This window comes from Pseudoalteromonas luteoviolacea (genome assembly GCF_000814765.1).
GTDB lineage: Bacteria > Pseudomonadota > Gammaproteobacteria > Enterobacterales > Alteromonadaceae > Pseudoalteromonas > Pseudoalteromonas luteoviolacea_H.
Map to the genome: position 1 here is coordinate 54,155 of NZ_JWIC01000010.1, position 23,536 is coordinate 77,690.

At 44.3% G+C, this 23,536-nt stretch carries 22 protein-coding genes; 11 read left to right on the top strand and 11 right to left on the bottom strand.

Translation table 11 applies throughout. From position 1 onward, the window contains the following. Both JF50_RS21845 and JF50_RS21850 read right to left on the bottom strand, forming a co-directional pair. Entirely contained in the window at window positions 1–951 is a 951-nt protein-coding gene (locus JF50_RS21845) for an alpha/beta fold hydrolase (protein ID WP_039611472.1), read from the bottom strand. A gap of 9 nt (window positions 952–960) precedes the next feature. Continuing rightward, a complete protein-coding gene (locus JF50_RS21850; RefSeq protein ID WP_039611473.1) occupies window positions 961–1,833 on the bottom strand; it encodes a virulence factor BrkB family protein in 873 nt (290 codons plus the stop codon). An 87-nt stretch (window positions 1,834–1,920) separates the two neighbouring features. Between JF50_RS21850 and JF50_RS21855 the strand changes: the two genes are divergently transcribed. After that, window positions 1,921–2,583: a DUF2959 domain-containing protein gene (locus JF50_RS21855; protein WP_039611474.1), complete on the top strand. Its 663-nt coding sequence runs from the start codon at window positions 1,921–1,923 to the stop codon at window positions 2,581–2,583. 25 nt (window positions 2,584–2,608) lie between these two features. Here the strand turns inward: JF50_RS21855 and JF50_RS21860 are convergent, their stop codons facing one another. Both JF50_RS21860 and JF50_RS21865 read right to left on the bottom strand, forming a co-directional pair. Further along, a complete protein-coding gene (locus JF50_RS21860; RefSeq protein WP_039611475.1) occupies window positions 2,609–3,430 on the bottom strand; it encodes an arylamine N-acetyltransferase family protein in 822 nt (273 codons plus the stop codon). An 86-nt stretch (window positions 3,431–3,516) separates the two neighbouring features. After that, window positions 3,517–6,240, bottom strand: coding sequence for a putative bifunctional diguanylate cyclase/phosphodiesterase (locus tag JF50_RS21865; protein ID WP_080760327.1), 2,724 nt, complete (start codon window positions 6,238–6,240; stop codon window positions 3,517–3,519). A gap of 168 nt (window positions 6,241–6,408) precedes the next feature. On the opposite strand from JF50_RS21865, the gene JF50_RS21870 reads away from it, so the two are divergent. Beyond that, window positions 6,409–7,275 carry an extracellular solute-binding protein gene (locus JF50_RS21870; RefSeq protein ID WP_235423495.1) on the top strand — a complete coding sequence of 289 codons (867 nt, stop codon included), beginning with the start codon at window positions 6,409–6,411 and terminating at the stop codon, window positions 7,273–7,275. Window positions 7,276–7,359: 84 nt separating this feature from the next. Here the strand turns inward: JF50_RS21870 and JF50_RS21875 are convergent, their stop codons facing one another. Further along, window positions 7,360–7,632, bottom strand: a complete 273-nt coding sequence (locus tag JF50_RS21875; protein ID WP_039611477.1) for a hypothetical protein — start codon at window positions 7,630–7,632, stop codon at window positions 7,360–7,362. Window positions 7,633–7,795: 163 nt separating this feature from the next. Here JF50_RS21875 and JF50_RS21880 point away from each other — a divergent pair, with 163 nt between their 5' ends. The 3 genes from JF50_RS21880 to JF50_RS21890 are packed head-to-tail and all read left to right on the top strand — an operon-like array spanning window position 7,796 to window position 9,771. Continuing rightward, complete coding sequence (locus tag JF50_RS21880; protein WP_039611478.1) at window positions 7,796–8,185, top strand: RNA-binding S4 domain-containing protein; 390 nt, start codon at window positions 7,796–7,798, stop codon at window positions 8,183–8,185. A 17-nt stretch (window positions 8,186–8,202) separates the two neighbouring features. Continuing rightward, window positions 8,203–8,661, top strand: a complete 459-nt coding sequence (locus JF50_RS21885; protein WP_039611479.1) for a PaaI family thioesterase — start codon at window positions 8,203–8,205, stop codon at window positions 8,659–8,661. A gap of 9 nt (window positions 8,662–8,670) precedes the next feature. Continuing rightward, window positions 8,671–9,771, top strand: a complete 1,101-nt coding sequence (locus JF50_RS21890; protein ID WP_039611480.1) for an NAD(P)/FAD-dependent oxidoreductase — start codon at window positions 8,671–8,673, stop codon at window positions 9,769–9,771. A 42-nt stretch (window positions 9,772–9,813) separates the two neighbouring features. Here JF50_RS21890 and JF50_RS21895 read toward each other — a convergent pair whose 3' ends face one another. The 4 genes from JF50_RS21895 to JF50_RS21910 all read right to left on the bottom strand — a co-directional run bounded on the left by JF50_RS21895 (window position 9,814) and on the right by JF50_RS21910 (window position 14,872). Next, on the bottom strand, window positions 9,814–10,323 hold the full coding sequence (locus JF50_RS21895) for a DUF4124 domain-containing protein (RefSeq protein WP_039611481.1): 510 nt from the start codon (window positions 10,321–10,323) through the stop codon (window positions 9,814–9,816). A 176-nt stretch (window positions 10,324–10,499) separates the two neighbouring features. Then, on the bottom strand, window positions 10,500–11,240 hold the full coding sequence (locus JF50_RS21900) for a phosphoadenylyl-sulfate reductase (RefSeq protein ID WP_039611482.1): 741 nt from the start codon (window positions 11,238–11,240) through the stop codon (window positions 10,500–10,502). A 38-nt stretch (window positions 11,241–11,278) separates the two neighbouring features. Continuing rightward, window positions 11,279–13,003, bottom strand: coding sequence for an assimilatory sulfite reductase (NADPH) hemoprotein subunit (gene cysI, locus JF50_RS21905; protein ID WP_039611483.1), 1,725 nt, complete (start codon window positions 13,001–13,003; stop codon window positions 11,279–11,281). Between the two features lie 51 nt (window positions 13,004–13,054). Beyond that, entirely contained in the window at window positions 13,055–14,872 is a 1,818-nt protein-coding gene (locus JF50_RS21910; protein ID WP_039611484.1) for an assimilatory sulfite reductase (NADPH) flavoprotein subunit, read from the bottom strand. A gap of 293 nt (window positions 14,873–15,165) precedes the next feature. On the opposite strand from JF50_RS21910, the gene JF50_RS21915 reads away from it, so the two are divergent. Then, complete coding sequence (locus JF50_RS21915) at window positions 15,166–16,773, top strand: endonuclease (protein ID WP_039612116.1); 1,608 nt, start codon at window positions 15,166–15,168, stop codon at window positions 16,771–16,773. A 149-nt stretch (window positions 16,774–16,922) separates the two neighbouring features. Here the strand turns inward: JF50_RS21915 and JF50_RS21920 are convergent, their stop codons facing one another. Together JF50_RS21920 and JF50_RS21925 are read right to left on the bottom strand one after the other, a co-directional pair. Next, a complete protein-coding gene (locus tag JF50_RS21920) occupies window positions 16,923–18,101 on the bottom strand; it encodes a DUF3103 family protein (protein WP_039611485.1) in 1,179 nt (392 codons plus the stop codon). Window positions 18,102–18,543: 442 nt separating this feature from the next. Beyond that, window positions 18,544–18,924, bottom strand: a complete 381-nt coding sequence (locus JF50_RS21925) for a hypothetical protein (protein ID WP_039612117.1) — start codon at window positions 18,922–18,924, stop codon at window positions 18,544–18,546. 177 nt (window positions 18,925–19,101) lie between these two features. Here JF50_RS21925 and JF50_RS21930 point away from each other — a divergent pair, with 177 nt between their 5' ends. The 5 genes from JF50_RS21930 (at window position 19,102) to JF50_RS21950 (ending at window position 23,488) form a co-directional block, all read left to right on the top strand. Further along, complete coding sequence (locus JF50_RS21930; RefSeq protein ID WP_039611486.1) at window positions 19,102–19,806, top strand: hypothetical protein; 705 nt, start codon at window positions 19,102–19,104, stop codon at window positions 19,804–19,806. Between the two features lie 65 nt (window positions 19,807–19,871). Further along, window positions 19,872–20,522 (top strand): endonuclease, encoded by a 651-nt coding sequence (locus JF50_RS21935; RefSeq protein ID WP_052262673.1) that lies wholly within the window; start codon window positions 19,872–19,874, stop codon window positions 20,520–20,522. A 172-nt stretch (window positions 20,523–20,694) separates the two neighbouring features. Then, window positions 20,695–22,326 carry a S41 family peptidase gene (locus JF50_RS21940; RefSeq protein WP_039611487.1) on the top strand — a complete coding sequence of 544 codons (1,632 nt, stop codon included), beginning with the start codon at window positions 20,695–20,697 and terminating at the stop codon, window positions 22,324–22,326. After that, window positions 22,326–22,727 carry a hypothetical protein gene (locus JF50_RS21945; RefSeq protein ID WP_052262675.1) on the top strand — a complete coding sequence of 134 codons (402 nt, stop codon included), beginning with the start codon at window positions 22,326–22,328 and terminating at the stop codon, window positions 22,725–22,727. Before JF50_RS21940 ends, JF50_RS21945 begins: the two co-directional genes overlap by 1 nt. Before the next feature lie 71 nt (window positions 22,728–22,798). Then, window positions 22,799–23,488 carry a 4'-phosphopantetheinyl transferase family protein gene (locus JF50_RS21950; RefSeq protein WP_039611488.1) on the top strand — a complete coding sequence of 230 codons (690 nt, stop codon included), beginning with the start codon at window positions 22,799–22,801 and terminating at the stop codon, window positions 23,486–23,488. Window positions 23,489–23,536: the final 48 nt, after the last annotated feature.

Below are 23,536 nucleotides of genomic sequence, written 5' to 3' on the forward strand. Positions count from 1 at the left end.
TTAACCTCTGTTTTTATCTATTTTGCACAGCAGTAAATCTGCCGCACGGCGAATAGCCTCCGAATATACTTGATTTGACGTGCAGTGCCCAACGCCTTCTAAAATTAGTAGCCGAGCATTGAGTGCTGCGGCAAATTTTTGCGCCATGGCAAAGCGACAGACTAAATCATGGCGGCTGTGGATCATCCAGATAGGCAGAGATTTTAAGGTGTGGGCATGCTTAAACAGCGCTTCATCCTCTAAAAAGCATTGGTTAGACATGTAATGCACCATTAATCTGGCTTGCGCAACAATATGCACAGGTGAGGGAAGTTGATAGCGTTGCATCTGAGTTTCAACGCTCAACTGTATATCCCAATCATGCCAAAGCTGCGCAGCTTTATGCTGTGATAGCTCATTGTCACTAAATAATTGTTGTTGATAATGGGCTAATACCTGCTGATATGAGTCGAGCCCCTGTGAAAATAGAGTAAAACGCTCGGGATAAAACTGTGCCCCCGCCCCTTTGTCACCATATAACCAAGCCAAATCAGACGACGTCGCGAAAAAACTCGCCCAAGTGATCACCCCGGATACGCGGTGAGCATGTTGCATCGCAAACCATAACGCCAATGTCGCGCCCCAAGAGCCCCCAGCTAAAACACAACGAGGAATATCTAGATAATCTAATAACGTCACAACATCATCGACGAGTAATGCGGTGTGATTGTGTTCAAGTGATTGCGGGGAAGAGTTTCCGCACCCTCTTTGGCTATATAAAATGATACGGTAACGCTTTGGATTAAAATAACTTTGCGCTGCCTTTTGCAGCCCCGATCCGGGGCCACCGTGTAATACCAACAGCGGAATACCCGCAGCGTTACCGTATTCCTCCACGTGCATTTGGTGGCCGTGAGAAAGTGGTAAATGAAAACTGCGCAGCGGTTCCGTTGGCTGATACAGTAGGGTCATGGATTTACCTCATGATTGAGGTGTGTCGTTCTCCTGTTCATGATGTTCGGCTAAACAAGCGGTAAACTCAGCGCCTAACAACACCACCATCCATGATAAATACACCCAAACAAATAAAATAGGAATAGTTGCCAGCGCACCATATATGACCTCATAGGACGGAAAGTGGCTGATATACATTGCAAACCCTCTTTTCGTCAGCTCAAATAAAAAGGCAGCAAATAATGCGCCCGGTATCGCGGCTTTAAACGACACACGTGTATTTGGTACTAAAGTATAGAGCATAATGAAGCCTGCCATTGAAATTACATAAGGCAGCAATTTCAGAAGTAAACCGCTAAATCCTGGGATCCCTTGATCAGCAAATGACACCAAAGACACAATATACGAGGTAACCCCAATACTGGCGCCCAATAACACCGGCCCCAGCGTCAGTACCATCCAATAAATCGCAAATGAAATCATCAGAGGACGCTTACTTTCAACGCGCCAAATGCGATTAAGTGCACTATCTACATTGCGAATAAGCAGTAATGCCACCGCAGCTAAAAAGCTGATACCCACAGCTGTCATTTGGTTTGCATTGCCAGCAAAGGCGCTAATGTGGGCCTTTATTGTATCGGTAGAGGTGGGAACAAAGTTGGTGAATATAAAATTTTCTATCGCCAAACGGGTATTCTCAAAACCAGGGAATGCGGTGAAAATCGCAACCCCCACAGCAATGAGCGGCACCAATGAAAGTAAGGTGACGTACGCCAAATATCCGGCATTTATAGTGAGCTGATCTTCTTTGCAGCGCTGGAAAAAACGCCGCCACCAACTCGGCTGAGCATCTAATACTGCGCGTGCTTGCGCTTTTATTTGGGGCCAATGTTGTTTCATAATTGTTTATACATTGATGATTGCTTTGCACATCTTACCAATCCACTTCATAATTTAAAGTAGCCCTATTAAGTAAAAGGATAAAGTATGCCTCTAAAATACCTAAAAATTTATATTTTGATTGCCGCTTGCGCCGTCCTTAGTGGCTGTAAAAGTGCGCAAAATGCCTATTATTCTGCGTGGGAGCAGGTGGGTGTACATAAACGTGATATTCTTGTCGATCGCGTCGAAGATACTCAACAATCTCAGCAAACTTCTCAACAAGAGTTTCAAAATGCCCTTGAACGCTTATCCGTTCTTATCGATTTTGATGGGGGAGAATTACAAAGTGTCTACGAGCAGTTAAATAGTGACTTTGAAGCAAGTCAAAAAGCGGCGCAATCTGTCACTGACAATATTGATAAAGTAGAGTCTGTTGCCGACGCCTTATTCGAAGAATGGCAAGAAGAGCTTGAACAGTTTAGCAACCCAAAGTTAAAACGCAGCAGCGAGCAAAAACTGCGACAAACTCAAAAGCAATATGACAAGCTACTGCGCTCAATGCGTAAGAGCGAATCAAAAATGCAACCTGTACTCGACTCGATGAAAGACAATGTTTTATATCTAAAGCACAACCTCAATGCGCAAGCCATTGCTGCGATCAGAGGTGAGTTTACCAATTTAAAACGTGATATTCAGGGCTTAATCTCAGATATGAACCGCTCAATTGCGGACTCCACCGCTTTTATCGAGCAGATGAACAAAAATTAACAGCTGATGAGCACTGAGCGCCTGCTTAGTGCTCATCTGACATATTTAAAGCCGCCTTTTCATACACCCAGTTGACTTCAGACTCAGGTATATTCAATAAAAAGATCTCTTTGATAATCGCCCTCAACTGCACTGCATCCTTGATCAGGACTTCTCTGGTCTCTGCGGTTTCCTCGTTGCGATACACATATAACAAGTTATTTAATGTATGACGCTCTTTTTGTGCCATTCGTGATAAGACTAAATGATTGACGAACAAAGACTCGGGATGTTGATGACAATGAAAATGTGCAACATCACAATCACTTTCAAACGTCTCGGCAAATTCAACATCATATAATGGCATCTGCTTGGGTGAGGTTAACGTAAGCACAGCACGCCGTGTACTCCGTTCAACATAGTAACCATTGGTTTCATCATGTATGTCGACGCTGTGATCAATGGGTATTAACGTGCGTGGCGTTTTGCTACCGAAACCCACGTCAATTAAGTATTCATTGCAAAGGTATTTGAGCAACGTGACTCGATGCGTGCGTGGGTTATCCCATTTACCGTTGAGCAATACTCTGCCAAGCAAAGGAGACACATCAAAACCTAAATGCTGTAATGCAAGCATCACAATTTTATTGTGCTCGAAACAATAACCGCCTTGCTCTTTTTCAACGACCCGGTTAAACACCACATCGGGCTCTAAGCTCAAGCGTTTATCCTGCATCGCGTTGATGCTGCTGAAGCTAAATCGTGCGATGTGGGCTTTTATTAGCTGCTCAACAAACGCTAAATTACACTCTGAAGGGTAGTGCAATCCTAATTTGGCTAAATACAGGTCCAATTGCGACGATGTCATAGCACCTCCTACTCATCTGCTTACTTTCATAAGTTTTATTTACGGCGTTGCAAGATAAAACCTAAAGCATGGTTAAGGTCAACCCGCTAGCTGGCAAATTCTGTGATTTTTCTGCCCTGATCCTGATATAGCAAATGCAAAGCTTCTTCTTCCAATAAGGGTTTGCTCATTAAGTAACCCTGCATTTGTTGGCAGTATAGAGATGATAATACCGTTAACTGCGCTGGTTGCTCAATGCCTTCTGCTGTCACAGTCAAGTTAAAGCTATTCGCAATGGCACAAATTGCCTCTATCAACTGGCGGGGATTGCCTACTTTTTCAATCCCATTGATAAACGCTCGGTCAATTTTCAAACCATCTACAGGTAAAACATTTAAACGAGACAAACTGCTATAACCTGTACCAAAATCATCGATATAAATGCCAAAACCCATGTCATGTAACTTTTGCAGTGGCGCAACTAGGCTATTCTCCTGTGCCATCATGGCGGATTCTGTCAGCTCAATTTTAAACTGTGTCGGGTCCAACTCATTATGCTCAAATTGACTCAATAACCAACTCATAAACCCTTTATGCTGCAACTGTAAAGGCGATACGTTGACACTCATAAATATACGTCGGTTGGGAAAACGTTTCACACATTGCATGGCACGTGAAAAAACCCAGTGCCCAAGCTTCACGATTTGTGCGCACTCTTCCGCAATGGGAATAAACTCGGCTGGACTCACGACACCTAACTTAGGGCTCTGCCAGCGCAGCAGTGCTTCGAATCCAATAATAGATTTTCCCAATTGACAGTAAATAGGTTGAAACCGCAGCGACAGCTCCGTGTCCATATTCAACGTTTGCAACTCACGCTCAATTAATAGCCGTCGAGATGCTTCATCGGCAATGGCCGAAGTGAAAATGTGAAAATCATTTTTTCCCCGCTTTTTCGCTTCATACATTGCCACATCTGCATCATGAAGCAACTTTTCTGCTTCATAGTTCTGGCATGGTGCTGTAAAACGCCTCACTCCCACACTGCCACTCACTGAGTGTTTACTTTCCTGATAATCAAATGGCTCTCTAATTGCCGCGAGGATATCCTCTAACATAAGCTCTAGTGGCACCTTCAGAGCTTCATTGTCTAGCAATATAGCAAATTCATCACCGCCTAATCGCGCAATGTCAGCATAACTGCCAACAAGCTCCCGCATTCTCATAGCGAATTCAACCAGCAGTTTATCGCCAGCAAGGTGACCTAGGGTGTCATTTATCAATTTAAACCGATCAAGGTCGATATAGAGTAAAATAAACTGGCCCGCACTGCGCGCTCGACAAGATTCAACCAGTTGCAAAAAAGTCTGCCGATTGAGTAAGTCGGTCAAGCTATCATGCTGGGCTTTATATTGGAGCTGCTCATTGAACAGCTTAATCTGCGTAATGTCTGTTACACGGCCCTCATAAATCGTATCGTGGCTGTGGCAGATCCACGAACCAGTTTGGCGCAACCATACACCATTCGCATGATTTGACCCAGCAAGCCACTCTAGTTCTTCATGTTGCTCAAACCTAGATACCATGGTGCGCCACTTCGCAGCAAAGTCACTATCGAGCATTAAATCACTCAATTGAAGACTTTTTAAGGTGTGTTTTTCACCTATCAATAACGCCCTGAATGCAGGGTTGGCATCCACCAACACACCGTGCTTGTCCAAGACAAATAAGCCTTCACTGCTATTAACAAATAAACTTTTATACTTGCGCTCTGCAACAATTTGTTGCTGCAATGCAGATAATCGTTTATCAGACGCATGTTTGAGCTGATGATTCGCTTGAGCCAAACTCGCCGTGCGCTCCTCAACCAGCATATTGACGGTTTGATGTTGCCGAGACAAATAACGTACTTGCAGCAGTACCATCAAGCCTAGCGCAGCCGCAATCAATACGACCATGGCAATGATCAGCGTAAAATTATTCAGAAATGACGGCTCAAGCTGTTCTTGCGTATAGAGGTGAATTTCAATCTGGTTGCCGAAAAAGTCCATTCTTTCAATGATACCAGGTTGTTTATTGGATAATTGATGCAGGCTTTGCCAATCCGATGTAAACAGCAGCTGCTCACCAGAGAGCACCCTCACTTGATGACCATTATCTTGATAAACTGGGCTGAATAAGCCTTCTAATAAGTGTTGCAACTCAAAACCGATGCCTAATGCCTTGGTCACACTGGCACTTTGAAATTGTTCGATAACCACGCTCCAACGATCAGACATCGGCCAATTTACTGCTTGTAGTTCACTGTTTTTTAAGCGCTCAGATAACGTATCTGATATCGATACCGCGCTGCCCAGAAGATGACCAAATTCAGACACTGGCGCCGTTTTAACCATGGTTAAATAACGAATGCTTAAAGTATGCGGTAAGTGCACAGTAAAATCGAAAAAGCCCATATCTCGATATTGGCGCTCCAGCTGAGCAACTTGCTCCCGCTCTATGATGGCATAGGATTCCAAACTGAGTTCAAGCTCTAAGCCTGCCAATTGAGATTGTGCTAAATGGTAAAACTGCTCCGGTGTGATCTCTGGCGTTGCCCTTAGATAAGCTTCTATCGAATACAACAAGTGGGCAAATCGCTGCAGTTGCTCACTCATTCTAGAATGATATTGCGCCACTTGCTGTTCAAGCTGATGGTGGCTACGTTGCGTGTAATGATCGTGAAAAACCACGGCCATATAGCAGATCAAAAATAAATATATGCTGTAAATCCAACCACCAAACTGAATCGGTGATTGAAAGAATTTTTCCCACTTTTTTACTCTAGACATCCGCTCATAACACTGTACCATTGCACCACTTGATAATAATTCTTATTTGCGATGATTAAAAGTAAACTTTGTTGTTTTTACCCTTTTTTGCTACTAAGTACCCAAGTTTTAGCCAAAGATGACGAACTTAATGTCTATTCATTTCGCAAATACGAACTTATCAAACCCATGCTGCAAGCTTTCGAGCAACACAGCGGTGTCAAAGTGAATCTCGTCAATGGCAAATCTCACTTTTTACTCTCACGACTCAAATCTGATGGTATACAATCTCGTGCAGATGTGATCCTCAGCTCTGATTTGGTGCAACTCAGTGCGCATCGTGCATTATTACAGCCGATGACTGAGCTCAAAGGCTGGTCACAGTTGCCAGATGTCTTCAAAGATCCAAATCAGCACTGGGTGAGCCTATCCATGCGCACCCGCGCGTTGTTTACGAGAAAAAACGACAATGCCACGGTATTTATTCCGACGTACTTTTCGCAATTTAGTGAACCGCACATGCAGGGAAAGTTTTGTGTCAGAGACTGGGGACATAGCTACAACAAAACGTTATTTGCCAGTTTGCTATCAGGTAATCACGCCCAAGATACCCAATGGATAAAAAACGCCAATCAGCTACTTGCAAAGCGCCCTTCAGGGGGCGACAGAGATCAGCTACGAGGTCTTGCCAAAGGACAATGCCAGTATGCGCTAGCAAATCACTACTACTGGCATATGATGAAACAGTCGAATAATAAACAAGAAGTGAAAATTGCCTCGCAACTTGCAATGCACTTTTTGCAAATGGCAAATGGACACACGCCCGTGTCAACCACCACCGCAGCCATCGCAAAACACGCACCAAACAAAGAAAATGCATTAGCATTTATCGACTTTATGCTACAACCAAAAACACAAAAGATGTATGCCCAACTGCTCAACGAGTTTCCTGTCGTCACCATTGAAGGTTATCAACTGCCTTTTAAGCCAGCGCTGCAAAATATCAATTTGAGCTTAGAGTACACCCAAAAAGCCGACCAGATACCAACGCTATAGCGCAAGTTTAGTGTAAAAAACGATATCAATCAGTGCACCTATTGACCTAATATGGTGCACTGCTTAACATAATTTAAAATGTCATTAGTTTGCCTGTGCGAGCCACTTTTGCACCGCCGCTTTCGGGTAAAGAACATCTTTAAATAATCTATGTCGTTCAAATTTCAACGCCTTTTCAGTGCTAGGCAATCCAGCTTGAACTTGGCTGTGATGGGTGTTGAAGCGTGAGATCAGCGACAGTTTGTCGCGCGCAATTTTGAGGTGAACATTGAGGTAAGCACGTACATCGTCTGCGGTCATTAAACCCAGTGCATCTAAGTTCATTAGCTCTTTTTTTAACGTAGAGCGTATACCCATAGTTGATCTCCCTGTGTTGTCAAAATGGAATCAATCAAAGCTGCAAGCAAAATACACACCAAATGCTGCATTTACATTAAAGACCACCACAATAACGAAAAAGTTTCGTCATTCATCTTAACTGCGCGGTATACTGTCGCAAAGTCGCATTATGAGTTGTGATATGAATCAAGAATACGTTGAAATTGAACTTGAAGAAGAACCCATCGAGCTGTGTAATTTACTCAAAGTGCTCGATTTCGCAGAAACTGGCGGACAAGCCAAGCAGCTGATCACCCTCGGCTACATTGCTGTGAATAATGAATTGTGCACGCAAAAACGCAGGAAAATCTATTCTGGTGATACGCTGCACTTTGATGGTGAGGTCTTTATGCTGACGCTTGCCGACGATGCAATCCCTAATCCTCGTCCACCCGAACCTGTTGCACCACCAAAAGCGTCTAAAACCGCCACAAACAGCACAACCAAGAAAAGTAAAAGTGGTAATAAAAAGCGTAAAAAGCAGGGACAAGTCGACAGTAAAACAGGCCGCAAACCTATTTCTTTTGGATAACAAGGAGTCTTCAATCAATGAGCATTTGGTTTAAACCCATTACCAAGGAACTTTGCCAATCCCTTGATAAAGGCTTGCACGGCAAAGGCTCATTAATGGCAACCCTTGGCATCGAAATAGATGAGATTGGCGACGATTACTTGGTGGCCACCATGCCAGCCACAGTACATCATCACAATCCAATTGGCATGGTGCATGGTGGTGCCAATGTCGCTTTAGCGGAAACTGTTGCCAGCTATGCGGCAAACTTTGTCGTTGATTTTGAAAACTTTTACTGTGTTGGCCAAGAAATCAACGCCAATCATTTAAAAGCCTCTCGAAATGGGACTTTACGCGCCGTCGCTAAACCACTACATATTGGTAAACGCACCTCGGTATGGGAAGTGAAAATCACCAATGCCAAAGGCGAGCTATGCTGTGTATCGCGCATGACTGCCGCGATCATCGAACGTCGACAAAAGAAACAAATCGAGTAATCAAAAGATATGGAACATATTGATACGCTCGTCATTGGTGCCGGTGCCGTCGGCCTATCGATTGGCGCTCAACTTAGCCAACAACGAGAAGTCTTCGTGGTTGAGCAAGGCAAGCATTTTGGAGAGCACACCAGCAGTCGCAACAGTGAAGTGATCCACGCTGGTATTTATTACCCCAGCGATAGTGCAAAAGCGCGCCATTGTGTCGCAGGTAAAGCGCTACTTTATCAGCACTGTGAAGACTATGGCGTGCCGGTCAAAATGCTCGGTAAGGTCATCACCGCACAAAACGATGCTGAAATACAGACATTGGAAAAGCTCATATTGCAAGCCGAGCAAAATGGTGTAGACGACCTATACTGGCTAAGCCAAGTAGAGCTGCAGCAAAAAGCGCCGCAGATAACAGCCAAAGCGGGTCTATTCTCTCCTTCCACTGGCATCATCGACAGCCATCAGTTTATGCTCTCATTGATAGGTCAACTGGAGCACAACCAAGGGCATTTTGTCGCAAATACACAATTTATCAGCGCAACCCCCGTGCAACGTGGGTTTTTGGTAACACTCAATTGTGAGGGACAAACCTTCACGCTCAGCTGCACCCATTTGATAAACGCAGGCGGGCTATTTGCACAACACAATGCGGCCAAAATTGAAGGGCTGAGCGGTGCTCAAATACCGCCTATTCACTATTGTCGTGGACAATATTTTAGCTACCAAGGGGCACATCCGTTTAAGCACCTGATTTATCCTGTACCAGAGCAGCATGGACTCGGTATACATGCCACCATTGACCTTGCAGGCCAATTACGCTTTGGACCAGATACTCAGTTTATCGACACCATTGATTACGCAACAGATAGCAGCGCTTTAAATACCTTTTATCAAGCCATACAACGCTACTGGCCACAGGTTGATAAAAGTAAATTGCACATTGATTACGCGGGCATAAGACCTAAGTTGCAAACCTCGGGCGCGCAAGATTTTATCATTGAAAACCAAAGCATACATGGTATCGCAGGCCTTATTAACTTATACGGGATTGAATCACCAGGGTTGACTGCAAGCCTTTCTCTTGCTCAGTCTATTCAAGCCCTGCTAGATGCTGAATAAAAAAGGCGACATGATGTCGCCTTTTATCTCGTGATTTCGGTTTTATGTATCATCAAGCTGCTTAGCCCGCTGATCCATAAGCTTTTGTACGTTTTGCGCATCTTGCACCAGCTTTTTCACCTCATTGGGGCTCATACTGTTAATCCCACCTTTTCCCTCTAGGCCATCTGCATTCTGTGTTTTTTCATTCAGAATATCTGTGTTCTCTGCTGCCATAATGGTTATTTTCGTCGGATCCAAAGTATGTACTTGGCTATTTACACGCGTATTTGGTCTGTCTGAATAATGCCAGTTTCCCTTGGCATCTTGCCATTTATAGATGGTCGCTTGCGACGCGCTCGGCGCTTCACCATCCATCATCCCTTTCGCACTGTTAACCGCGTCGTTAAATTCACGCTTTGACTTATCTAGCAGTGCATTGGCTTCTTGCTGCGCTTTGCCAAAAATCATATCAACACTGAGGTAAGGTTTGCCATCGGGGCGTTTAATTATAAATAATGACGCCAGTCCCACCAACATCATCATAATAAACAAGTAACTTGCGTATTTCATTTCGGCACTCCTTTTTGACTTGAGGCCACACTTGTAAAGTATAGCTTGGTATTGCGCACAGTTTGACAATTGGGCAAAAAATTATCAATAGAAAAGGCGCTCGAAATGACAGGAGGATAGGGTTATTTTAAAAGAAAATAAAAAGCCGCAGACCATGCTGCGGCTCATCAAATCGCTTAGATACCATCACCATCAATGTGTAAGCCACATTCACGATTCAGACCAAAAAAGCGGGTTTCTTCTTCGGTCATACCAGGCTCTAATTTACGTGTCGTATGCACATCACCCATAGACACATATCCTTGCTCCCACAGAGGGTGATAAGGTAAGTCATGCTTAGTTAAGTACTGATAAACATCTCGGTTGTGCCAGTCAATGATGGGGTAAACCTTTACACTACCTCGGCTAATTTCTAGGATCTGCTTATCAGAACGCGATGAAGACTGTTGACGGCGTAAGCCGCTAAACCAAGTACCCACCTCTAATTCTTGTAGAGCACGTGTCATTGGCTCAACCTTATTCAAGGTGTTGTACTGTTTGATGCCTTCCTCGCCTTGCTCCCACAGTTTGCCATATTTGGCTTCTTGCCAAGCTGGGCTGTAGTTACTGCGATAAACTTTCAGGTTGAGCTGCAATCTTTCAGTTAATTCATCCACAAACTGATAGGTTTCTGGGAATAGGTAACCGGTGTCAGTTAAAACCACAGGAATATCATTTTTTTGCTGTGATACGAGGTGCAGCATCACTGCCGCTTGAATACCAAAACTTGACGACAGCATATGGGTGTCAGGCAGATTCTCAAGCGCCCAAGCAACACGCTCTTCGACACTTTTTTGTGCCAGCATGCCATTCGCATCAGCAAGCAATGCCTGCTGTGTTGCTTTATCTAGGGTTAATATTTGCTTAAATTCGCTCATAGCTTGTCCTATTATTGGGCCCTATTGGGCCCTTGTTATTAAGCGTGGAAATCCGTTTTTGAAACTTTTACTTCCGCAACAATACCTGTGCGGATCACAAAATCACCAAAGCACTCTTGCGTTTGACGCTCAGCAGCCCACTGACCTATCAACTCATCTAGCGCAGGAAGGTAAACATCTTCACTGACGTTTTCTAGATATAGCTTAGGAACACGGGTACCTTCACGGTTACCGCCAAGATAAACATTGTATTTACCTGGACCTTTACCTACGAAGCCCACTTCCGCCAACATTGCACGGCCACAGCCATTTGGACAACCTACCACACGCATGATGATGTCATCATTTGGAATGCTGTGTTTTGCTAATAGCGCTTCTGTTTTTTCTACTAGCTCAGGTAAATAACGCTCCGCTTCTGCCATCGCTAATGGACACGTAGGCAATGCCACACACGCCATTGAGCTCTTACGCTGCTCGGTATGCGTGTCATCAATTAAGCCGTGCTCACGAGCAATTTTTTCAATTTCAGCTTTGTCTTCTTCAGCCACACCCGCGATGATTAAGTTTTGGTTGGCAGTCATGCGGAAATCACCTTTGTGGATCTCTGCAATTTTGCGACAACCTGTTTTCAGAGGCTGGCCTGGGTAATCTAAAATACGACCACTTTGCAAGAATAGCGTTAGGTGATGTTTGCCATCGATGCCTTCAACCCAACCAAAGCGATCGCCACGGTGTGTAAATTCATATGGGCGACTCTCAGCAAACTTAACGCCTGCACGCTTTTCCACTTCTTCTTTAAACGCATCAATACCGAATGCATCTAGTGTATATTTGGTTTTTGCGTTTTTACGATTTACGCGGTTACCCCAGTCACGCTGCACACTGACAACATGCTCTGCCACTGCTAGCGTATGCTCTAGTGGAATAAAGCCAAAGTCATCAGCACGACGCGGGTAAGTGTTCACATCACCGTGCGTCATTGCAAGACCACCGCCGACAAGTACGTTGAAGCCGACTAGCTTGCCTTCTTCAGCAATCGCAACAAAGTTCAAGTCATTCGCGTGCACATCCACTTCGTTATTCGGCGGAATTGTCACCGTAGTTTTAAACTTACGAGGCAAGTAAGTAGAGCCTAAAATTGGCTCAAGATCGGTGGAATCTTTACGCTCGCCATTTAGCCAAATCTCTAAATAAGCACGTGTTTTTGGCAGTAAGTGCTCAGAGATCTTCGCTGCCCACTCATACGCTTCTTGGTGAAGCTCTGACTCAACCGGATTCGTTGTACACAATACATTACGGTTCACATCACCTGCAGTTGCAATTGAGTCGATACCCACATCATGCAAAGTTAAGTGCATTTCTTTAATATGTGGCTTTAGTACACCATGGAACTGGAATGTTTGACGGGTTGTCAGACGAATACTGCCGTAAGACGTTTTCTCTTCTGCAAACTTATCAATGGCAAGCCACTGATCTGGCTGAATAATACCGCCAGGCATACGTGCACGTAACATCACGTTGTGCAACGGCTCTAGCTTCTGCTTAGTACGTTCAGCACGAATATCGCGGTCATCTTGCTGATACATACCGTGGAAACGGATCAGCTGAAAGTTATCCTTGGTAAAGCCACCCGTTAATTGGTCGCCTAAATCGGTTTCAATAGTTCCGCGAAGGTGCTGACTTTCCGTTTTTAAACGTTCATTATCAGCAAATTTAGCTTCAGGATCGTGCTTACTATTGGGCTTAAAATCTTGATTGCTCATGGTTTTTCCTAAATTCTGTACAGTGACGGTAAAAGTGCGTGATGACGTCTATTAGTAGACGTCTTTTTGATAACGGTTAGCACTACGCAACTCTTTCAAATACTGCTCGGCCTGCTCATCATCTTTACCACCATAGGTTTTCACGATGTCTAACAGGGCCTGGTGCACATCTTTGGCCATACGCGTCGCATCGCCACACACATAGAAATGTGCCCCTTTTTCTAACCAAGCAAAAACTTCTTCGCCCTTTTCACGTAAGCGGTCTTGAACGTAAATTTTTTCTGCCTGATCCCGGCTAAATGCTAAATCAACTCGACTTAGCAATCCTGACTTCACATACCCTTGAATTTCTACTTGGTATAAGAAGTCTTGTGTAAAGTGAGGGTTACCGAAGAACAACCAATTGTCTCCTTCCGCCTCACGTGCATCACGCTCTTGTAAAAATGCTCTAAATGGCGCGATACCAGTACCTGGACCAACCATGATCACAGGCGTATTATCATCACTTGGTAAGCGGAAGTTATCATTGTGCTCGCTGAACACCTTAACCTTAGTACCTTCTTCAACGCGGTGCGCTAAGAAACCAGAACAGCCACCAAAGTGTTGTTCACCAAATGCTTCAAACTCTACTAAACCCACTGTTAAGTGAACTTCTTCTTCCACCTCAGCTTGGCTGGATGCAATCGAGTACAAACGTGCTTGCTGTTTACGACAACACTCAACCAGTGTTTGCGCTGCAATCTCGCTTGGGTTTTGTTTGATAACATCAAAGATCTGACGCGCTTCTAAATATTCACGCAGCGCCGCTTTGTCTGTTACTAGCTTAGCCAATTCCTCATTCCCAGTGGCCGTCGCATACTTTTCAACGAACCCAGGATATGACTGAGTCAGTTCCAGCTTTTCAATCAGGGCATCACGCACACTGAAGGCGTCATCGCCCAGTTTAACTTCGCTCTGAGGGTCGATATTTAATGTACTGAGCACCTCATCAACCAGTGCTTCATCATTTAAAAAATACACACCTAATGCATCGCCCGGTTGATAACTGATGTCTGAACCTTCCAGATCAATTTCGATATGACGCACGTCTTTTGTTGAATCACGACCAGTGATTTTCACCGCCGTAGCAATTTCAGCGGTAAATGGATTTTGCTTTGTATACTGGCTATGAGCAGCTTGTGGCGCACCAAAAGGCGCACTCACTACATTTGTACCACCTGCAGCTTGCTGCGCTTTTAACTCTGGCTCAAATGCGTCTAGTGCTGATGCAATCCATGCCTCGGCCTGCTCTTCATAATCAACGTCTAAATCAGCACGCGCAACCACACTTTGCGCACCCAACTTTTGCAGGCGCTCTTCAAAATCGATGGCTGTTTGGCAGAAGAATTCATAACTTGAATCACCCAAGCCTAATACCGCGATTTTAACGCCATCTAATTTAGGCGCTTTTTTGCCAACTAAGAATTCATGCAGGTTCTCAGCATCTTCTGGCGGCTCACCTTCACCGTACGTTGAGACCGCAACGGCGATAAATTTTTCTTTCTTTAAGTTACCAGGCTTATAGTCCGCCATGTTAACTAGCTTTGCATCTAGACCACGTGACTTCGCCTGTGCTTCTAGCTGAGCAGCAACGCCTTTTGCATTACCGGTTTGCGAACCATATAAGATAGTCAGTGGCACAGCATCTTGCGCAGGTGCAGCAGCTTGACCAAGCACGCCACCAAGCGCCGCAGTATTGGCATTTGCAGCCAAGTAACCACTCACCCAAGCTTGTTGAATAGGGTTTAGTTCAGCCACTAACCCCTGTAACTTTTGCAGTTGTTCTTGTGAAAGCGGACTTGCCGCAGCACTCAGTTGACTTAACAACATTGTCTATTCCCCGTAACCCATTTCGATTTACTTGCTCTGGCACTTTAATGTGCAGGTCATTTAATAGCATGCAGGATACTGTTCCTATCCCTCAACAAAAAGAACAGTATCTGCTTTGTTATTCCTTTTAGTTATGAAAAGAAAAAAACACCAACGAAAACAGATTAAAAGAAGTGTTTATTTTTTGATCTGTTTTTTATTAACATTTTAATAACTGCGGTGGGATTTTTCTTCCGCTCTTTATCGACAAAACATAATAAGAGAAAATAATGACATTACATAAGACAACAAGGATGCAGTATCAAGCAGCTGTTTTAGCTACTATTTTTAGTGCTACAAGCCAAGCACAGGTAAACAATGGGGATTTTGAGCTATGGCAAAATAACACACCGAGCAATTGGTCTACTGTTGATTCAGGGATCACAACCTCCCCTGTGTCAACGCCTGTACAAGCAGGCCAAACCGCAGCAGCCATTACCGTCAATACCGCAACTCAAGGTAATACTGATTTACGCCAAAGTATTGCGGTGGTTGCAGGACAAAATTATGACTTCAGTGTGTGGGTTTATCACACGGAAGGAGGCATGAAATCGCGCCTCTACATCGATGGCTACCGAGGATATTCAAATCCACAGCTCACTGGTCAATGGCAGCAGATAAGCTATCAATACCAGGCAAGCACATCTAAAAACATTGAAGTGGGCTTGCGATTTTATGATGTCAGCGGATTTGACGGCAGTGAAGTCGTCTACGTTGACAGCTATGGTACAGGTACAACCACCACACCGCCTCCGCCACCCCCTCCTACAGATTGCCAGCACAACACCGTCACTTTTACTCTTAAAACTGATAACTACGCGAGCGAAACCAGCTGGCAATTAGCCAACACAGCGGGACAAAATGTAAAAAGTGGCAGTGGTTACAGCAATAATCAAACCATTACTGAGACCTTATGCCTGGTTGATGATACCTATACGTTTACCATATTAGATAGTTATGGCGATGGTATTTGCTGCTCACAAGGCAATGGTCGATACGAATTCAGTCACAATGGTCAAATCCTGATATCAGGTGGGCAATTTACCAATCAAGACCAAAAGCAGTTCACCCTAGGTAATGATGGCGGCAATGGCCAAGACCCAACTGGCTATTACGCATCTACTGCGGGTCTAACTGGACTTGCACTCAAGTCTGAGCTGCACGCCATCATTAAAAACCACAACAACCAAGGCTATAGCGCTTTATGGTCTTTCATCGACCAGAACGAGCGTGACCGCTATTTTGAAAAAGATAACTCAGTACTCGATCGTTACTCTGAACAGCCAACAAATTCCGATGCGATTAACTTTGTCGCCGTGGGCGATCAGTGTGGTAGCTATCGTGGTGAAGGTGACTGTTATAACCGTGAACACTCTTTTCCTAAGAGTTGGTTTGGTGGCAAAGTAGAACCAATGAACTCAGATGTGCATCATATTGTTGCCTCTGATGGCTATGTCAATGCAAAGCGCAATAGCTTTCCGTTTGGAGAAGTGGGCAACGCCAGTTATACCTCCTCTAACGGCAGTAAAGTCGGCAGTGCGTCAGGTATCAATTATACGGGCACCGTATTCGAGCCCATTGATGCCTTTAAAGGGGATTTTGCACGAATTTATTTCTACATGGCCACACGTTATGAAAATGTCATTGCCAGCTGGCACAACAAATCCAGTTACGGCAGCGATGTACTCAATGGGACATCAGGCCTGGTTTATGAAACTTGGGTGATCAACCTGCTTAAACGCTGGCATCAGCAGGATCCCGTCGATGATATTGAACGCGCACGAAATCAAGCCGCTTATGAGTATCAAGGCAATCGCAACCCGTATGTAGACCACCCAGAATTTGTCGACCTCATTTGGTAAAATTAAAACAAAAAAAGCGGCCCAATCCATTGGGCCGCATAACATACTCAGCGCAGAGTCTACGTGAGTGTTAAAGTAGGTAAGGTAACCATGTTCCTAACTCATAAATCGGATCGATCTTCCACCACCGCTGCGATTTAAAAGCACACTTACCTAGGCTCTATCGTTAAGGGAGATAAAGTCATTTTGGCATTGTTGCTGGCCCCCATTAAATTGGAGTACCTGCGGTTTTCAAATAAGGTATAAAATACATCAACATAATCATCATCATTGCTGAACCAGTTACTTGGCATCGCCTTGACCAATTCATTGGTAAGCTGAGGAATAATGGCATACCCCTGCACATTTGGGTTAGGGATCAACTTCATCGCCTGCGTCACCACCTCTAAAAAGGCCACTGCCAACTCTTGATAATTTGTATTGTCATCATGCTCCATCAGCAGTACATCTGCCGCTTGCCAACGGTAGCGCTCCCAATGTATTAGGATTTGGTTTGGTGAGTAGGTTTGCCCATCGTGATCTAAATACGGTAAATCGACAATATCCAGTACTGGCTCATCTTGACTTGGGCTGACACCATTCACAATGGCATAAATTTCAGCGGCACCTGATACCCAAGGCTCTTTATCATCATTCAAACGAATGTGATTAATCACGGAGGTAGAAATAGCAGATTGCGCGCCCACAGAATTCAAGATGTTAGTCTCAGAAGTAGACTGCACCTTGCTCAGGGATTGAGTAAACACTTTACGCATCACTGCAACCCCCTCTTTGTGCACAACTTGTTTATCCAACTCAACAATTAACACGGGACGCTGTGGCATTTGCGTTGCGTCCAACAAATGTAATTGACCGTCTTCATCAAAAGCTTCGACATGAAGCCACTGCGTATCTTCCCCTCGGGGTGCAAATGCAATTAACGGTAGCTCGCCTTGCTGCCACGCATCCAGCATGGCACTATCGGCTAGACGTAATTGAAACACTTGCTGGCCATAAGAAGACAACCCTTTTAATTGACGCGTCAATCGATTTGCCTGTAATCCAAGCGATATCGTGTCATTAGATAAAGAGATCTGTGCAAGATTGAGTTTATTGAAACTATTGAGCTGCTGTTGCCAAGACTGTTGCTTGTGCTTGATATCACGTGCAACGGCTTTAGCGACCACACGCTTAATATCTGCGACTTGAAAACTCGCTGTGTTGTAATGATCTATCGACTTTAGCGAGGCACTGATGCCCTCTATCGCCTTCGTTGTCTGCGCGCTAACCTGGCCACTATGCAACGTAAGCGCTGCGGTCCATGCCGCGAACTTAAGTAACTTGTACATAACATTTCCTTGAAATAATCCGTGTGTGTGTTCAAAAACATCTGCATTGCAGTATTTAATCGCCTAGCAACGATAAAACAGCTCACTAAATTTATCAAGATATTAATAATGAATTAACATGTTAATTTTCAATGTTACTCTATCACAATGAAAAATATAGATAATCTCACTGCACTCTCGAAATAAATAATAATATATTATTTTGCAATAATTTGATTTGGTTGATAATTAAACAACGGGGCGAAGTCAATTCAATTCGAGTTTAGGTAATACGCCTATGCCAGATAATTTGACACACTGGCAAGGATTGCTGTTTTATGGTGGAAGTAAGCTGTTGACTAATATGAACTTTTTGTGGGTTTTATATAAAACACGGGCTGTATTCGCGGTAAGATACCGACATAAAAAGGTTGATGGAGGCTCAATACGCCCCCTTCACATGTTATTTTTCGATAGGATACAGTGTAATTTCAATGCCTGCGCCAATAGCAGAAATTCTTAATAAAGTATCTACATCGATGGCTTGTGAATAGCATTTTGGCGTTTCACCCGAAACAAAACCAATATCAAATGTGCGTTTTTTACATCCCAGCCACTGTTTAAGCGCAGCTTTTGAACATGACTCAATCAGTTCACACAGATGATTAATCGCTTTGTTTGGACTATTCACTTCAGCACTCGCTTCAATGCGCGCCAGCTCACGATATTCATCTTTATCATAATGCAACACGACAGCATTACGCTTTAGGTCTTCAACCAAAGCGGAGATGTCATGTTTGGATTCTAATTCTAAGTCGACATTTAAAAATTGGATTTCTGACATTGCGAATGCGATACCTTGCTTTATGGATGGGCCTCTCGCCCAATTGTTATACACTGCCACCACCAACCGACCAACATATTAAGTCATAAGTCATACTTTTGGGTGCGACAATTTGTCACTTCGGATTTTACGCCAATTTCATTAAGCTATCAGCAATTTTGACTAAAAAACAGAGCAATGATTAAAACTGCATTAAAACCCGCCAGAAAAGTACATAAATATCTGGGTTATTTACTGGCACTACAGATCTTCGCATGGTTGCTAGGAGGATTAGTGATGAGTGCAATTCCTCTCGAAATGGTGCATGGCAAACACTTAGCAAATAGGCAGATAGATAACCCCTTTAGCGCCGCTGATTACACGGCCAGTTTAGATGGTCTAAAGCAGCAAGTATCTGAACTTAAAAGCATAGAATACAAGCACTTCCTTGATATCCCTATCATAAAGTTAAACGCCGAACATACGGCTTATTTTCACGGTAAAACGGGCTCTTTACTGCCACCACCCAACCAAGCAAATATAGAACAACAAGCTAAAGCACACTACATGGGTAATGCAGATATCGCTCAGGCAACCCTAATGCCAGTAGGTCCAAGAGAAGTGCAATATCGTAAAGATATTTGGCAAGTCACCTTTAATGATAAAGTGAGCACAACCATTTACCTCGATAGTAAAAGTGGTCAAGTGATCACCGTACGCAGTACGATATGGCGTATTTTTGATTTCTTCTGGATGTTGCATATTATGGATTACGACGAAAGAGATGACTTTAATAACCCACTATTAATTTCTTTCTCAGCAACCAGCGTACTCTTCTGTATTTCAGGCTTAATACTATTATTCCAATCGCCACCTTGGAGACGCAGTCGTATACTGAAATAGCTATTATTAAACAGTAAAATGGGATAATCTGGGCGCAGTTTCGATGTTCACCTTAGGTGAGAGACATGGCGCATATCCCAATTTTCTGTTCGCTCTTTCTGTTCTTCTGTGCTCAACCTCTGGCCGCACAGACATTCAAGAGCTTTTATCAAACAAAGAAATACCTGAACCAGCAGCTCAGTGACCATACAAAAACATTGTATTGTGGTTGTGATATTAACCGCATTGGCAAAAAGCTCGCGCCAGATCCCCAAACATGTGGTTATCAGCCTAGAAACCCCACCACACGCAGCGGCAAACCAAACAGTCGAGCGACACGCGTTGAGTGGGAACATATTGTATCCGCATGGGAGTTTGGACATCAGCTACAATGCTGGCAAGCCGGTGGGCGCAAAAACTGTCGCAAAGTCAGTGCTCAATTTCGCCGCATGGAAGCCGATCCACACAACCTCGCGCCCGCAATCGGTGAGATAAATGGCGATCGCAGCAATTACCGATTTGGTATGTTACCCAACACCCCTTTTAGACATGGTGCGTGTGAAGTCAAAATCGACTTTAAACAGCGGGTAATAGAGCCGCCTATTTATGCAAGACAGCAAATTGCGCAGGCCTATTTTTATATGCAACGAACCTATGGCTTAAAAATCAGTGAAAAACAACAAAGGTTGTTCGAAGTATGGCGAAAAACAGAGCCAAAGCTTGCCCACTCACATTAAACTCTTCATATGTTTGTATTTAAAATAGTAACAAGCACTAATTAGATTGTAATCTAATTCAGCAATTGATAATTTGGCTTTAATATTGGAATTAAACGTACAATTGAAAGCATCCTCCACAAAAGCAGGTCTTCTAAATTGGGGTTGTGTAGTAAACGTTTAGGAACGGGATATGAAATTGAATAGTAGCAAGTTATACCTCGCACTCGGTATCGCATTGACATCCACTCTCATCACTGGTTGTGGTGGTTCATCAGGAGGCGGCGTGACAAGCACACCGGTGAGCACGCCAGCAGTACCCGATACCACACCACCGTCATGGCAGGCTGGCCAATTTGATCCCTCTACTCGTTTCGCAAACCGTTGCGCTGCACCACGCAGCGGTATCGACCCATATGAGAATACAGCCTATCCAGATGTGGCCGGGACCATGATGCACGAAAAAATGTGGTTGCGTTCATTTAGTCATGAAACCTACCTATGGTACGACGAAATTATCGACAATGATCCGAACAGCTTTTCCACTGTGGCCGCTTACTTCTCTCAATTAAAAACATTCCAAAAAACCGCCAGCGGTAGAGACAAGGATGAGTTTCACTTTAGCCAAAGCTACGAAGATTTTAAAAAAGAATCTCAAGATGGTGTGTCAGCAAGCTTTGGATTGACGTGGACCATTCCACAATTCCGTGCCGCCTATGTGGCCTATGTTAATGACAATACCCCCGCGGCCAATGCCGGTATTCAACGCGGTGACAGATTGCTGAAAGTCGGTGATCTCGATTTCGCAACATTCGATAGCCAAAATAGTGCGCAGTATAATCAAATACTTACAGCATTCACGCCCAGTATCAATCAAGCAGTGACACTGACTTTACTCGATCGCAATGGGCAAGAGAAAACCGTGACTTTAACGGCACAGGACCTTCAACTTGCACCGGTAAAAAATACGCAAACCTTTGTTCATGAAGGTAAGAATGTGGGTTATGTGCAGTTCAATCAGTTTATTGCCAGTGCCCAGAGCGATCTCATTGCTGCATTTCGACAATTTAGCGACGACAATATTAATGAGCTGATCCTAGATATGCGTTACAACGGTGGAGGTCTGGTATTTCAAGCTTCTCAAGTGAGCTACATGATTGCAGGCAATCAGTCGAATGGTCGTCCATTCTCTATAAAAACGCATAATGACAAACTAAGCAGTAGGAATGAACCACTTGAATTCGTCGATCGTTCGATTAATTGGACTACATTGCAATACAACAACGACCAGCTCCCTTCTCCGCAGATGCGACGTGTTTACGTGCTAACCACCAATGATACTGCCTCTGCCAGTGAAAGCGTCATCAACGCCCTCAGAGGGATCGATGTCGAGGTAATTTTAATTGGGGACAACACCCGAGGCAAACCGTTTGGTTTTGCGCCAGAACAAAACTGTGGCACCGTGTACTACACCATCCAAACCAAATCTGCCAACGCAAAAGGCTTTGGCGATTATGAAGATGGCTTTATGGTGACCCCCCAAGCAAACCTTGTCGGTGAAATCGGATTGGATGCAAAAGTACCTGGATGCAATATCAACGACGATTTTAGTAAAGATCTCGGTGACAAAAGTGAAGGGCTATTTGCCGCAGCATTGCATCATATTGCCACAGGTAATTGCCCAGCTTCAGAGCGACAAGAGAGAACATTTTACTCCGAAGCACCATCGGTTCCAGCGACATATCAAGGTATGACACCATTTAACGTGCCATTCAATCCACTCAAACATGGTGCCGTATATACGCGCATCACTGCGGATAACTAATGAAAGCTAAACTGCTTTTAAGTACGCTCGCGGCACTGTGCATCAGTGCCTGCAGCCATAGCCAAAGTACAGAACGGGTTCGACCCGCTCTACTCACTGAAGTGACTCCCTCGATACTCACAGAATTGGGCCGCGCCATTGTGTCCTTGAAAGGGGGCACAGTGCCGACTTTGGCTATCGATGTATTTACGCAATCACCACAGCTGTTGCTCACACAGGGTCAATCACTGGAAAAGTATGCTGCGGGTATGACGAATACATCACTGTCGTCATTGCCGATCAGTGCGTTTGAATTGCAATTGCGCGATAACCGCTGCGTACTTTACTATCCAAAATCAAGGCAGTTTGTGCCTTTGCAGTACGCCAAGTGCATTGCCTATAACAAAAAAGATCCTACTTAAACGCAGACCCCCTGACTTGCATCCACAATGGGGATCAGAGACACTAGGGCGGTTAAGCCAAGGAGTCATTTATGCACATCGCCCCCGCGTCCCCTTTTACACCGCAATTACCCTATGTTTATCGCTGTATGGTGTTTAGCCCTGATATTTATCAAGATGCTGACTATGCGCATTTCAATCAACCTCTTCCTGATAAATTACATCGCGCAGTGACAAAGAGAAAAGCGGAGTATCTCGCAGGCCGTGTTTGTGCTGCCAGTGCACTACAACCATTAGGACATACACATTTTGTTGTTCATAGCGCCGATGATCGCGCGCCTATTTGGCCTGAAGGGATCCGTGGCTCAATTACTCATAGTAAAGGGGTCGCGATGGCCGTCACCACAGATCAGCCTGACGTTCTTGGCATCGGGATCGACATAGAGCATCTGATGACAGACAAGCAGGAGTCAGAACTTCGCGGTCAAATCTTAAGAGATGATGAAACTGACGCTTTTACAGCACTTGGCCAAGATCATGAAAAGCCACTGACATTGGTGTTTTCGGCAAAAGAGAGTATTTATAAAGCGCTTTATGGCGTGGTAAGCGCCTTTTTTGGTTTTGATGCAGCAAAGCTCATCGCCCATGATAGAGAGCATTTGCAGTTCATACTCACAACTGATCTCCACCCGACCTTACCAACAGGCACAGCAATCACCGTGCATTACCAAAGTACCCATGACATGGTGCTGACTGAGTGTGTCCACCTCAATACGAATTGAGCCACGCAAAAACGATGCTAAGGCATCGTTTTTGCCACATTGATAGCG